General features: G+C 72.1%; 12 protein-coding genes and 1 pseudogene. 8 read left to right on the top strand and 5 right to left on the bottom strand.

All coding sequences use genetic code 11. The features are described 5' to 3' along the window. Positions 1 to 44: 44 nt before the first annotated feature. The 4 genes from KIH27_RS00120 to KIH27_RS00135 are packed head-to-tail and all read right to left on the bottom strand — an operon-like array spanning position 45 to position 3,191. On the bottom strand, positions 45 to 920 hold the full coding sequence (locus KIH27_RS00120) for an amino acid ABC transporter permease (protein WP_214091156.1): 876 nt from the start codon (positions 918 to 920) through the stop codon (positions 45 to 47). Beyond that, entirely contained in the window at positions 917 to 1,597 is a 681-nt protein-coding gene (locus KIH27_RS00125; RefSeq protein ID WP_214090885.1) for an amino acid ABC transporter permease, read from the bottom strand. Before KIH27_RS00125 ends, KIH27_RS00120 begins: the two co-directional genes overlap by 4 nt. Next, the gene (locus KIH27_RS00130) at positions 1,594 to 2,406 is read right to left on the bottom strand and encodes a glutamate ABC transporter substrate-binding protein (RefSeq protein WP_214090886.1); all 813 of its coding nucleotides are present in this window, start codon (positions 2,404 to 2,406) and stop codon (positions 1,594 to 1,596) included. Before KIH27_RS00130 ends, KIH27_RS00125 begins: the two co-directional genes overlap by 4 nt. Further along, on the bottom strand, positions 2,406 to 3,191 hold the full coding sequence (locus tag KIH27_RS00135) for an amino acid ABC transporter ATP-binding protein (protein ID WP_284144664.1): 786 nt from the start codon (positions 3,189 to 3,191) through the stop codon (positions 2,406 to 2,408). Before KIH27_RS00135 ends, KIH27_RS00130 begins: the two co-directional genes overlap by 1 nt. Before the next feature lie 89 nt (positions 3,192 to 3,280). On the opposite strand from KIH27_RS00135, the gene miaB reads away from it, so the two are divergent. Both miaB and KIH27_RS00145 read left to right on the top strand, forming a co-directional pair. Then, entirely contained in the window at positions 3,281 to 4,753 is a 1,473-nt protein-coding gene (gene miaB / locus KIH27_RS00140) for a tRNA (N6-isopentenyl adenosine(37)-C2)-methylthiotransferase MiaB (RefSeq protein ID WP_214090887.1), read from the top strand. Continuing rightward, positions 4,750 to 5,343, top strand: a complete 594-nt coding sequence (locus KIH27_RS00145; RefSeq protein WP_214090888.1) for an Rv2732c family membrane protein — start codon at positions 4,750 to 4,752, stop codon at positions 5,341 to 5,343. Before miaB ends, KIH27_RS00145 begins: the two co-directional genes overlap by 4 nt. A 4-nt stretch (positions 5,344 to 5,347) precedes the next feature. On the opposite strand, the gene KIH27_RS00150 is transcribed toward KIH27_RS00145, so the two are convergent. After that, entirely contained in the window at positions 5,348 to 6,709 is a 1,362-nt protein-coding gene (locus KIH27_RS00150) for a DUF349 domain-containing protein (protein ID WP_214090889.1), read from the bottom strand. A gap of 192 nt (positions 6,710 to 6,901) precedes the next feature. Between KIH27_RS00150 and KIH27_RS00155 the strand changes: the two are divergent. The 6 genes and pseudogenes from KIH27_RS00155 to hflX all read left to right on the top strand — a co-directional run bounded on the left by KIH27_RS00155 (position 6,902) and on the right by hflX (position 12,577). Next, a pseudogene (locus KIH27_RS00155) lies at positions 6,902 to 7,779 on the top strand (DMT family transporter). A gap of 10 nt (positions 7,780 to 7,789) precedes the next feature. Continuing rightward, positions 7,790 to 8,713 (top strand): DMT family transporter, encoded by a 924-nt coding sequence (locus KIH27_RS00160; protein ID WP_214090890.1) that lies wholly within the window; start codon positions 7,790 to 7,792, stop codon positions 8,711 to 8,713. 10 nt (positions 8,714 to 8,723) lie between these two features. Next, positions 8,724 to 9,398 carry a class III extradiol ring-cleavage dioxygenase family protein gene (locus KIH27_RS00165; protein WP_214090891.1) on the top strand — a complete coding sequence of 225 codons (675 nt, stop codon included), beginning with the start codon at positions 8,724 to 8,726 and terminating at the stop codon, positions 9,396 to 9,398. Next, a complete protein-coding gene (gene miaA, locus KIH27_RS00170) occupies positions 9,395 to 10,300 on the top strand; it encodes a tRNA (adenosine(37)-N6)-dimethylallyltransferase MiaA (RefSeq protein WP_214090892.1) in 906 nt (301 codons plus the stop codon). Before KIH27_RS00165 ends, miaA begins: the two co-directional genes overlap by 4 nt. Positions 10,301 to 10,304: 4 nt before the next feature. Further along, positions 10,305 to 11,174, top strand: coding sequence for a diaminopimelate epimerase (dapF, locus tag KIH27_RS00175; RefSeq protein ID WP_214090893.1), 870 nt, complete (start codon positions 10,305 to 10,307; stop codon positions 11,172 to 11,174). Continuing rightward, a complete protein-coding gene (gene hflX, locus KIH27_RS00180; protein WP_372451275.1) occupies positions 11,153 to 12,577 on the top strand; it encodes a GTPase HflX in 1,425 nt (474 codons plus the stop codon). The genes dapF and hflX overlap by 22 nt, the downstream gene beginning before the upstream one ends. Positions 12,578 to 12,588: the final 11 nt, after the last annotated feature.

Consider the following 12,588-nt stretch of genomic DNA (forward strand, 5'->3'; position numbering starts at 1 on the left):
CGGTTGATCAGACTCTAGCCCGCCGAACCGCACGCGGGCAGGGGCTAAACGACCGGGGCACCGGGGGCGCCCTCCGGCTCGATCGTCGCCGCCTCCAGCGGACTGCGACGCGAACGGCGCAACCGGCCCTCCAGTCCTATCGCGCCGGCCGACAGGACCAGGTTGCCGACGATCATCAGCGCGGCGATCACCAGCAGCGCGGGCAGGTAGTTGCTGTACTGGGAGCCGACCACGGTGCCCTGCCGCACCATCTCCACGAACGTGATCTGATACCCGATCGCGGTGTCCTTGAGCACCACCACCAGTTGCGACACCAGCACCGGCAGCATCGTGGTGATCGCCTGCGGCAGCAGGATCAGCCGCATCGATTGCCGCCAGTTCAACCCGAGCGCGGCCGCGGCCTCGGACTGCCCGCCCGGCAGTGCGTGCACTCCGGCGCGCACGATCTCGGCGATGACGGCGCCGTTGTACAGCGTCAGCCCGGTGATCACCCCGGCCAGCGCGATCTGCTGCGGCGGAAACGCCTCCAGCATCCCGTAGAGGAAGTAGGCGAAGATCATCATGATCAGCACCGGGATCGCCCGGAAGAACTCCACCAGCACGGCGCAACACCACCGCACCGGCCGGATCCCCGACATCCGGCCCACACCGAGGGCCACCCCGAGCAGCAGCGCCAGCCCGATCGACCACGCCGCCGCGGTCAGCGTGCCAGCCACCCCCGGCAGCACGTAGGTCCGCCACAGGTCGGCGGTGAGAAACGGCGCCCATTTCTCCCCAGTCAGCTGTCCCTTGGCCGACAGCCGCGAGAACACCGCCCAGCCCAGCAGCACCGCGATCAGCACGGTCAGCACCGACAGCGCACGGTGTCGGGCCCGAGCCCGGGGACCGGGTGCGTCGAAGACGACGGTGGCGGCGGTCATCGGGTCGCCGCCCAGCGTCGGCCCAGCCAACCGAAGAACAAGCCGAGCGGCAGTGTCAGCACCACGAAGCCGGCCGCGAACACAGTGCCCACCTCCAGCAGCGCCGCGGTGTTCTCGATCATCGTCTTCATCAGCAGCGCCGCCTCGGCGACCCCGATCGCCGACGCCAGTGTGGTGTTCTTCGCCAGAGCGATCAGCACCGAACCCAACGGGATGATCACCGCCCGAAAGGCCTGCGGCAGCAACACGATCCGTAGATTCTGACTGAAACTCAACCCCAGCGAGCGGGCCGCTTCGGCCTGCCCCATCCCGACCGTGTTCACCCCGGCCCGCAGCGCCTCGCAGACGAACGACGCGGTGTAGACGGTCAGGCCGAGCACCGCCAGCCGGAAGTTGCTGTCGTCGATCGACGTCGGCGACTGCGGGTCGACCAGGGTCACCCCCAGGGTCTGCGCGAGGCCGAACGAACACAGCAGGAGCAGCAGGGTCAGCGGCGTGTTGCGCACCAGGTGCACATAGCCGGTGCCGAGCCACCGCAGCACCGGCACCGGGCCCAGGCGCATCGCCGCCAGGACGGTGCCCAGGATCAGCGCCCCGACGGCGGAGCACACCGCCAGCGCGATCGTGGTGGTGAACGCCTCCACGATCTGCCAGCGGTAGTCCGCGACGGCGTTCACGGCTGCTCGATCGGCGGGGGAGCGGGCACCGAAATCCCCGCCGCGCCGAAGTTCGCCAGGAACGCCGTCCGCCACGCGCCGTCGTTCTCCATCTCGGCGATCGCGGAGTTGATCCGGTCCCGCAGGCCGTCGCGGCCCTTCTTCAGACCGATCCCGTACAGCTCGGTGGAGAACGGCTCGCCGACCAGTTTGAAGGCGCCGGGGCTCTGCGCGGCGAACCCGGCCAGGATCACGTCATCGGTGGTGACGGCGTCGATCGCGCCGTTGCGCAGCGCCTCGATGCAGGCGGCGTAGGTGTCGTAGCGCTGCAACTGCACGCCCGGATAACGGTCCTTGATGCGCTGCGCCGGGGTGGAACCCGACACCGAACACAGCTTCTTGTGGTTCTGCAGCGACGCGGTGCCGGTGATGTCGTCGTGGTCGGCGCGCACCAGCAGCGACTGCCCGGTGCGCAGGTACGGCCCGGCGAAGTCGACGCGCTGCCGGCGAGCGTCGGTGATCGAATACGAGGCCACGATGTAGTCGACCTGACCGTTGCGCAGCAGCATCTCGCGCTGCCCCGACGGCGCCTCGATCCAGGTGATCCGATCCGGCGGGTAGCCGAGCCGCCCGGCAACGTAGCGGGCCACGTCGACGTCGAAACCGCTCAGCGTCCCGTCGGGCTTTTTGATGCTCAGCCCCGGCTGATCGAATTTGACGCCGACGGTGATCGTCCCGCTGTCATGCGCCGTGCAACCTGCCAACGCCGACAGCACCGCGACGGCGGTGCCGGCCGCCGTCAGCGCACGCGTCAGCCACCGGGGCACCATCAGTGGTCGAGCACCTTCGCGAGGAAGTCCCGGGCGCGGGCCGTCGTCGGGTCTGCGAAGAACTGCGCGGGCGGGGCGTCCTCGACGATCGCCCCGTCGGCCATGAACACCACCCGGTCGGCGACGCGGCGCGCGAACCCCATCTCGTGGGTCACCACCACCATCGTCATCCCGTCGGCGGCCAGCGCCGTCATCACCGACAGCACCTCGGTGACCATCTCCGGGTCCAGCGCGCTGGTCGGCTCGTCGAACAGCATCACCTTGGGGTCCATCGCCAGGGCGCGGGCGATCGCCACCCGCTGCTGCTGCCCGCCGGAGAGCTGACCGGGATGCTTGCCGGCCTGATCGGCGACGCCGACCCGCTCCAGCAGGGCCAGTGCCCGCTGTTCGGCGTCCCGGCGCGACGTCCCGTGCACCTTCATCGGTGCCAGTGTGACGTTGGCGAGGACGGTCTTGTGCGGGAACAGGTTGAACGACTGGAACACCATGCCGACCTGCGCCCGCAGCCGGGCCAGGTCCCGGCCCTCCGCGGGCAGTGGCTGGCCGTCGATGGCGATGACGCCGGAGTCGACGGTCTCCAGTCGGTTGATGGTCCGGCACAGGGTGGACTTGCCGGACCCGGACGGGCCGAGGATCGTCACCACCTCGCCGCGCGCCACGTCGAGGTCGACGTCGCGCAGCACGTGCACGTCGCCGAAATGCTTGTTGACGCCCCGGATGGTGATCATCGGCACCGGGTCCGACTCCGGGGCCTTCGACGGCGTCTGGGGCCCGCCGTTCGTCATGGGGTTCGACCCTACCGAGGACCCGGCCGCCCCGGTGCCGCAAATGGTGCGGTTCCGCTGATCGACCCGAACCGCCGTACCATGTCCGGGTGAGTTCGACGGCGGTTGAGCAGCGGGTGCGCACCTACGAGGTGCGCACCTATGGCTGTCAGATGAACGTGCATGACTCCGAGCGGATCGCCGGGATGCTGGAGCAGGCCGGCTACCGGCGGGCGTCCGAGGGGGCCGACGCCGACCTGGTGGTCTTCAACACCTGCGCGGTCCGGGAGAACGCCGACAACAAGCTGTACGGCAACCTGAGCCACCTGGCGCCGAACAAACGCAGCAACCCCGACATGCAGATCGCGGTCGGCGGGTGCCTCGCCCAGAAGGACAAGGACGGCGTGCTGAGCAAGGCGCCGTGGGTGGACGTCGTCTTCGGTACCCACAACCTGGCGTCGCTGCCGGTGCTGCTGGAACGGGCCCGGCACAACAAAGAGGCCCAGGTGGAGATCCTGGAATCGCTGCGGGAGTTCCCGTCGTCGCTGCCGGTGGCGCGGGAATCCGCTTACGCGGCATGGGTTTCCATCTCCGTCGGCTGCAACAACAGCTGCACGTTCTGCATCGTGCCGTCGCTGCGGGGCCGCGAGGTGGACCGCAGCCCCGACGACATCCTCGCCGAGGTGCGGGCACTGGCCGAGCAGGGCGTGATCGAGGTGACGCTGCTCGGGCAGAACGTCAACGCCTACGGGGTGTCGTTCGCCGACCCGGCGCTGCCACGCGACCGCGGTGCGTTCGCCGCGCTGCTGCGGTCCTGCGGTGAGATCGACGGCCTGGAGCGGGTCCGGTTCACCTCACCGCACCCGGCCGAGTTCACCGACGACGTCATCGAGGCGATGGCGCAGACCGCGAACGTCTGCCCGCAGTTGCACATGCCGCTGCAGTCCGGGTCGGACACCGTCCTGCGCGCCATGCGCCGGTCCTACCGGGCCGACAAGTACCTGGGCATCCTGGACCGGGTGCGCGCGGCGATCCCGCACGCCGCGATCACCACCGACCTGATCGTCGGCTTCCCCGGCGAGACCGAACAGGACTTCCAGGACACCCTCGACGTGGTGCGGGCATCCCGGTTCTCGACGGCGTTCACCTTCCAGTACTCCAAGCGGCCCGGCACCCCGGCCGCCGACCTGCCCGGCCAGCTGCCGAAAGAGGTCGTGCAGGAACGCTACGACCGGCTGATCGCGCTGCAGGAGGAGATCTCCTGGTCGGAGAACAAGGCGCAGATCGGCCGCGAGGTGGAACTGCTGGTCGCCGTCGGGGAGGGTCGCAAAGACGCGCAGACCGCGCGGATGAGCGGACGAGCCCGCGACGGCCGACTGGTGCACTTCACCCCGGGCGCCGACGAGGTGCGCCCCGGCGACATCGTCACCACCACGGTGACCGGCGCCGCGCCGCACCACCTGCTCGCCGACAGCCCGCTGCACAGTCACCGCCGCACCCGCGCCGGCAACAGCCACGGCGCTCCGGCGCCGGGCGTGGGCCTGGGCATGCCGAAGATCGGACCGCCCGGAGGTGCCCGGTGAGCGGCGGTTCCGGAGACGCCGACTTCGAGGCCTACCGGGCCGACATCGAGGCCGCCGAACGCCGCGTCGCGCAGGAGATCGACCCCGGCGGCCGCGCCCTGGTCGTCGCCATCGGGGTGTTCGTGCTGCTGGGATCGTTCCTGCTGCCGCACACCGGCAGCGTCCGCGGCTGGGATGTGCTGTTCGCCGACAACGGCGCGCGCGAGGCGCTGGTGACGCTGCCGTCGCGGCTGTTCATGTGGATGGCGCTGGTGTTCGGGGTCGGCTTCTCGCTGCTGGCGCTGCTGACCCGCCGCTGGACGGTGGCCTGGGTGGCGCTGGCCGGCACGGCCGTGACCAGTGTCGTCGGACTGCTGGCGGTGTGGTCCCGGCAGACGGTGATGGCGGGCCACCCCGGCCCCGGCATCGGGCTGATCCTGTCCTGGCTCACCGTGATCGTGCTGACGTTCCACTGGGCGCGGGTGGTGTGGGCGCGCACCGCGGTCCACCTCGCCGCGGAGGCGCAGCGCCGTGAGCACTCCGCGCACCGGCAGACCCGCGGCCTGCTGGACGGCCTCGGCGACGGCGACCCGAAGCCGCCCGTCGAGTAACGCCTCAGCGCTTGGTGACGGCCTGCTCGGCCGCCTGCGCCCACTGCCGCCACTGCTCGGCGCTGGCGTTGGCCTCCGCGGCCTCCTTGTCCTTGCCGGCGGCCTGCGCCTTCTGCGCCTGACGTTCGAACTGCTCTGCGCGGGTGCGGAATTGGGCCGCCCGCGCGGCGGCCTCCGGGTCCACGGTGCTGACGGCGGGCTCGGTGGCGTCGCGCACCTTCTTCTCCACGGCGCGCAGCCGGCGCTCCAACTCCTGGGACCGCTCCCGCGGCACCCGGCCGATCTCATCCCACTTGGTCAGGATCGACCGCAGGGCGTTGCGGGTGGCGCCGCGGTTGGCCGGGTCGAGGCGCTCCGCGTCGGCCAGCAGTGCCTCCTTGGCGGTCGCGTTGGCCTCCAGTTCGGCGTCCCGCTCCGCGTTCTGCGCGTTGCGGGCGCCGAAGAACACGTCCTGGGCGGCCTTGAATCGCTTCCACAGGGCGTCGTCGGTGTCCTTGCTGGTCCGCCCGGCCGCCTTCCACTCGGTGAGCAGGTTGCGGAACGCGGCGCTGGTGGCGGCCCAGTCGGTGGAGTTGGACAGTTCCTCGGCGCGCCGGCACAGCTGCTCCTTGCCCTCCCGTGCACCGGCCCGTTCCCGGTCCAGTTCGGCGAAGTGCGAGCCGCGCCGCCGGTTGAACCCGTCGCGCGCCGCCGAGTACCGCTTCCACAGGGCGTCGTCGACCTTGCGGTCCAGGCCGGTGATCGTCCGCCACTCGTCGAGGATCGCCCGCAGCCGTTCGCCCGCCGACTTCCACTGGGTGGAGTTCGCGGCCAGTTCCTCGGCCTCCACCGCCAGCGCCTCCTTGCGGGCGGTGAGCTCCGCACGCTGCTCGTCGCGCTGGGTGCGCTGCTCGGCGACGGCGGCCTCGGCCTGCCCGACGATGGCGGTGATCCGCGCGGTCAGCGCCTCGACATCGCCGAGCACACTCGCGGTGGGCAGCGACTCGGCCAGGGCCGCCGCTGACGCCTTGATCTTGCGCGCATCACCGCTGCCCGACGCCAGCCGCTCCTCGAGCAGGGTGACCTCGGTGCTCAGGTCGTCGAACCGCCGGCCGAAGTGCGCGAACGCGGCGTCGGCGTCACCGGCCTGCCAGGAGCCGATGCTGCGTTCGCCGGCCGGGCCGATCAGCCACACCGTGCCGTCGTCGTCGACCCGGCCGAACTTGCGCGGGTCGTTCGGCGGGGTCCCGGCGGGCGGGCCGGCCTGGACATTCGCACCGGCACCCGGCCGGGGACCGGGCCGGGGCCCGGGGCGCGGACCGGGCCGAGGCCCAGGACGAAGCCCCGGTGACGGCAGGGAACCGGGGGAGTCGCTGCTGGTGGTCATATCGTCGTCACCTATACCCTTCGCGCAGACCGCCCGGTCGGACCGTCCGCACCTCTGCCGCGCATCGCGGCGCACCTACTGGCTCTGCCTATTGAAGCAGTTGCCCCCCGCAGCGCGTCGCCACCTCGGCGGTAACCTGACCGATCGCCACTCGGCTGGCGCAGTGAAACCCGAATCCTCAGGAGGCCGGCAATGGCGAAGGAGACCCTCGCCGCGCTGCTGGCGCTGGGTGCGGCGCTGTTCATCGCGATCAGCGACGTGATCCATCAGCGCAGCGCACACGAGGTTACCGACGAGTCCATCGGCCACGTGGAACTGTTCACCCGGCTGCTGGCCGATCGCCGCTGGTGGATGGGGAGCCTGGTCGCCGCGGTGGGCTTCACCCTGCAGGCCGCCGCACTGGGCCTGGGCTCGATCCTGTTGGTCGAATCACTACTGGTGACGTCGCTGCTGTTCGCCCTGCCGATCAGCGCCCGGCAGGCCGGCCGCCGGCTGGGCCGTTCGGTGTGGCTGTGGTCGGCGCTGCTGGTGGCGGCCGAGGCGGTCATCATCACCGTCGGCCGTCCCACAGCCGGACTGGAGCGCGCCGAACTGCGCACCTGGATCTGGGTGCTCGCGGTGCTGGCCCCGCTGGTGCTGCTGTGCCTGATCGGGGCCCGGCGGTGGCCGGGGCGGCCGGCGGCGGTACTGCTGGCGGGACTCTCCGCGCTGTGCTGGGGGGTCTTCGCGGTGCTCACCAAGGGCGTGGTGGATCTGCTCGGTCACGGGCTGTGGCCGCTGCTGACCGCGCCGGAGCTCTACGCGTGGGCGGCGGTGTCGGTGGCCGGGACGGTGTTCCAGCAGTCGTCGTTCCGGGAAGGCGCGCTGACGGCCTCGCTGCCGACGATGACGGGCTGGAGCCGATGGTGGCCGCGGCGCTCGGTGTGGCACTGCTCGGCGAGGTGCTGCGACCGCACCGGGACGGCTGGTTCACCCTCATCGCCGCCGTCGGTGTGCTGATCGCCGCGGTGGTGGTGCTGTCCCGCGATGAGGCGGTTGTGGAGGGCGGACAGGTATCGTTGCCCGCTTGAGGAGGTCAACATGTCGACTGCGAATGTCATAGCGGCGCTGCTCGCGCTCTGCGCCGCGCTGGCGTCCGCGATCGGGGACGTGGTGCGGCAGCGCTCCGCCCAGGAGATCACCGACAAGGAAGTCGGCCACCTCGAACTGTTCTGGCTGTCGCTGCGCGACGCGCGGTGGTGGGCCGGTGGCGGGGCCGCGGTCGCCAACTACGTGCTGCAGGCCGCGGCCCTGGCGGCCGGCTCGGTGATGCTGGTGACCGGCTTGCAGGTGACGGCGCTGCTGTTCGCCCTGCCGATCTACGCCTGGGTGATCAAGCGCCGGGTGAGCAGCTGGGAGTGGACGTGGGCGGCCGTGCTGGCCGCGGCGCTGGCGGTGGTCGTGGTGGTCGGTGACCCGACCGAGGGCACGCACTCCGCGCCGACCCGCACCTGGGTGCTGGTGAGCCTGGTGGTGGGGGCGCTGCTGGTGGGCTGCGCGCTGGCCGCCCGGTTCTTCAGCGGCGGACCGGCCGCCGCGGTGCTGCTCGCGGTGGTCGCCGGCACCTCGCTGGCGGTGTTCGCGCTGCTGACCAAGGTGCTCGTCGAACTGCTGAAGCACCACGGCTGGGCGGCGGTGCTGCATTCGCCGGCGCTGCTGCCCTGGCTGGCGGCGACGCTGGCCGGGATGATCTTCCAGCAGTCGGCGTTCCGCGCCGGTGCGCTCACCGCGTCGATGCCGACCATGGTCGTGGCGAAACCGCTGGTGGCGACCGCGCTCGGCGTGGTGCTGCTCAACGAGCGGATCGACGCCGGCGGTCTCGAGGACCTCACCGTGGTGATCGGTGTGATCCTGGTGATCATCGCGACCGCCGCGCTGGCCCGCGGCGAGGCCGCCAGCCTCGCCGCCGAATCCGGTGGCAGCGACACGGCCCGCCCACCGGCGGTGTCGCCGGTGAACAGCTGACCACGCCCGCGTGCTGGGGGCGATCGCGATCGTGCCGTCCGCGCCGGTGCTCGTCCCGGAGCTGACGGGTGCCGGTGCCGCCGCTGAACTGAGCGACCTGCGGTCTGCGGTATGCGCGGCGGCCGGGGCGCTGCCGGCGCGCTGGGTGGCAGTCGGCGCCGGTGCGGCCGATGCGGTGTTCGGACCGGATGCGGCGGGCACGTTCGCCGGGTTCGGCGTCGACGTGCCGGTGCGGCTGGCGCCGGACGCCGGTCGCGCGACGGACCTGCCGCTCTGCGCGCTGCTGGCCGGCTGGCTGCGCGGCCTGACCCGGCCGGATGCGACGGTCGAGGTCCGCGTCTACGGCCCCGACACCGACGCTGACGCCGGACAGCGGTTGCGCGCCGAGATCGACGCCGCGCCGGAGCCGGTCGGGGTGCTGGTGATTGCCGACGGCGCCAACACGCTGACCCCGGCCGCCCCCGGCGGCCACCACCCGGACGACGTCGCGGTGCAGGACGCACTGGATGCGGCACTGGCCGCCGGTGACACCGCGGCCCTGGCTCGCCAACCCGAGCAGGTCGTCGGCCGGGCCGCCTGGGCGGTGCTGGCCGGCCTGACCGAACCCGGCCCGCGCTCGGTCACCGTGCTGTACCGCGACGCCCCGTACGGCGTCGGGTACTTCGCCGGGGTGTGGCAGCCGTGAGGCCGATCGCGGTCGTCGGGCCCACCGGCACCGGAAAATCCGACCTGGCGCTGGCGCTGGCCGAACGGCTGGGCGGGGAGATCGTCAACGCCGACGCCATGCAGTTCTACCGCGGCATGGACATCGGCACCGCCAAGCTCGCGGTTGCGGACCGTCGCGGCGTACCGCACCACCAACTCGACGTGCTTGACGTGTCCGAGACTGCGACCGTCGCCCGCTACCAGGCGGCGGCCGCCGCCGATGTGGCCGCGATCGCGGCGCGCGGTGCGGTGCCGATCGTGGTCGGCGGTTCGATGCTGTACCTGCAGGCGCTGCTGGACGACTGGTCGTTCCCGGCCACCGACCCGGCGGTGCGCGCCGCCTGGGAGCAGCGGCTGGCCGAGGTGGGGGTGGCCGCCCTGCACGCCGAACTCGCCGTCCGCGACCCGGCCGCCGCCGCGGCGATCCTGCCCACCGACGGGCGGCGCATCGTGCGGGCGCTGGAGGTGGGGGAGCTGACCGGGCAACCGTTCGCGGCCTCCGCGCCGGTGATCGGCGAACCCCGTTGGGGCACGGTGATCATCGGCCTGGACTGGGACACCGCGGTGCTCGACGAGCGGCTGCAGCGGCGCACCGACACGATGTTCGCCGCCGGCCTGGTTGACGAGGTGACGACGCTGCTGAGCCGCGGTCTGCGCGAGGGGGTGACCGCGGCCCGCGCGCTCGGCTACGCCCAGGTGATCGCCGACCTGGACGCCGGCGGTGCCGGTGAGGGCGCCCGCGGACCCACGTTCATCGGCACCCGCCGGTACGTGCGGCGGCAGCGGTCGTGGTTCCGCCGTGATCACCGGATCCACTGGCTCGACGGTGCCGGGACCGGGCTGGTCGATGACGCGGTGCGCGCCTGGCGGCACGTATCCTGAGCTGGTGATGTTCGCCAAGGGGCACGGCACCCAGAACGATTTCGTGGTGCTGCCCGATCCGGACGCCGAGTTGACCCTGACGCCGGCCGCGGTCGCGGCGCTGTGCGACCGCCGCCGCGGAATCGGCGCCGACGGGCTGCTGCGGGTGACCACCGCGGGCGCCGCGCTGGCGGCCGGGGTGCTGCAGCGGCTGCCGGAGGGGGTGACCGGCGCCGACTGGTTCATGGACTACCGCAACGCCGACGGGTCGATCGCCGAGATGTGCGGCAACGGGGTGCGGGTGTTCGCGCACTACCTGCGGGCGGCCGGGCTGGAGTCCCGTGACGAGTTCACGGTCGGCTCGCTGGCGGGGCCGCGGCCGGTGGTCCTGCACCACGCCGATCAGGTGACCGCCGAGGTCACCGTGGACATGGGCAAACCCAGCCGGCTGGGCAGCGGTGTGGCCACCGTCGGTGGACGGAGCTTCCACGGGCTGGCGGTCGACGTCGGCAACCCGCACCTGGCCTGCGTGGACGCCACCCTGTCCGACGCCGACCTGGCCGCCCTCGACGTGGGCGGGCCGGTGCTGTTCGACGCCGGGCAGTTCCCCGACGGCGTCAACATCGAGGTGCTGACCGCGCCGCGCGACGGGGAGGTGTCGATGCGGGTCCATGAGCGCGGCGTCGGCGAAACCCGGTCCTGCGGAACCGGAACCGTCGCCGCCGCAGTCGCCGCGCTGGCGCACGCGGGGGAGACGGCCGGAACCGTCCGGGTGCGGATTCCCGGTGGTGAGGTCACCGTCGACGTCACTGACACCACCAGCTATCTGCGCGGGCCGTCGGTGCTGGTCGCCCGCGGGGAGATCGCCGAGCAGTGGTGGTCGGCGCAGCGGTGAGCGACCCGCAGATCCCCAGTACCGGCGAACTCGCGCTGGAGGACCGCTCCGCGCTGCGCCGGGTGGCGGGGCTGTCCACCGAACTCGCCGACATCACCGAGGTCGAATACCGCCAGCTACGCCTGGAACGGGTGGTGCTGGTCGGGGTGTGGACCGACGGCAGCGCCGCCGACGCGGACAACAGCATGGCCGAGTTGGCCGCACTCGCCGAGACCGCCGGCTCCGAGGTGCTCGACGGGCTGATCCAGCGCCGCGACAAACCGGACCCGTCGACGTACATCGGCTCCGGCAAGACCATCGAGCTGCGGGAAACGGTGCTGGCCACCGGCGCCGACACTGTGATCTGCGACGGCGAGCTCTCGCCGGCGCAGCTGACCGCGCTGGAGAAGGCGGTCAAGGTCAAGGTGATCGACCGCACCGCGCTGATCCTGGACATCTTCGCCCAGCACGCCACCAGCGCCGAGGGCAAGGCGCAGGTGGCGCTGGCACAGATGCAATACATGTTGCCGCGGCTGCGCGGCTGGGGTGAGTCGATGTCCCGGCAGGCCGGCGGCCGGGCCGGTGGCGCGGGTGGCGGGGTCGGCACCCGCGGCCCCGGCGAGACCAAGATCGAGACCGACCGGCGTCGCATCCGGGAGCGGATGGCCAAGCTGCGCCGGGAGATCAAGGAGATGAAGAAGGTCCGCGACACCCAGCGCAGCCGGCGCCTCGGCAGCGACGTGCCGTCGGTCGCGATCGTCGGCTACACCAACGCCGGCAAGTCCAGCCTGCTCAACGCGCTGACCGGCGCCGGGGTGCTCGTCGAGAACGCGTTGTTCGCCACCCTGGATCCCACCACCCGGCGCGGAACATTCGATGACGGTAGGGATTTCGTGCTCACCGACACCGTCGGGTTCGTCCGTCACCTGCCCACTCAGCTGGTGGAGGCGTTCCGCTCCACGCTGGAGGAGGTCGCCGACGCCGACCTGCTGGTGCACGTCGTCGACGGGGCCGACGCGAACCCGCTGGCCCAGATCAACGCCGTGCGCCAGGTGCTGCGCGAGGTGATCGCCGAGCATGACGGCGAATCGGCGCCGGAGTTGTTGGTGGTCAACAAGATCGACGCCGCCGACGAACTGGCGCTGGCGCAGCTGCGCAGTGCACTGCCGGGGGCGGTGTTCGTCTCGGCGCACACCGGGGAGGGGCTCGACGAACTGCGCGCCCAGCTGGCCCGGCTGGTGGCGCCGACCGACGCCGCCGTCGACGTGGTGATCCCCTATGACCGGGGCGACCTGGTGGCCCGGGTGCACGCCGACGGGCGGGTGCACAGCACCGAGCACACCGAGGCCGGTACCCGGATCACCGCGCGGGTGCCGCAGGCGCTGGCCGCCAGCCTGCGCGAGTTCGTGGTGAACGGTCGCTGACGCCGGGCGTG

The sequence above is a fragment of the Mycolicibacter acidiphilus genome (assembly GCF_018455725.1).
In the GTDB taxonomy this organism is placed as follows: Bacteria; Actinomycetota; Actinomycetes; order Mycobacteriales; family Mycobacteriaceae; genus Mycobacterium; species Mycobacterium acidiphilum.

Bases quoted from the DNA above. Each gene is read 5' to 3' on its own strand.
- KIH27_RS00120 (WP_214091156.1), bottom strand. From the start codon at position 920: ATGACCGCCGCCACCGTCGTCTTCGACGCACCCGGTCCCCGGGCTCGG.
- KIH27_RS00160 (WP_214090890.1), top strand. From the start codon at position 7,790: ATGTCGACTGCGAATGTCATAGCGGCGCTGCTCGCGCTCTGCGCCGCG.
- KIH27_RS00130 (WP_214090886.1), bottom strand. From the start codon at position 2,406: ATGGTGCCCCGGTGGCTGACGCGTGCGCTGACGGCGGCCGGCACCGCC.
- KIH27_RS00150 (WP_214090889.1), bottom strand. From the start codon at position 6,709: ATGACCACCAGCAGCGACTCCCCCGGTTCCCTGCCGTCACCGGGGCTT.
- KIH27_RS00135 (WP_284144664.1), bottom strand. From the start codon at position 3,191: ATGACGAACGGCGGGCCCCAGACGCCGTCGAAGGCCCCGGAGTCGGAC.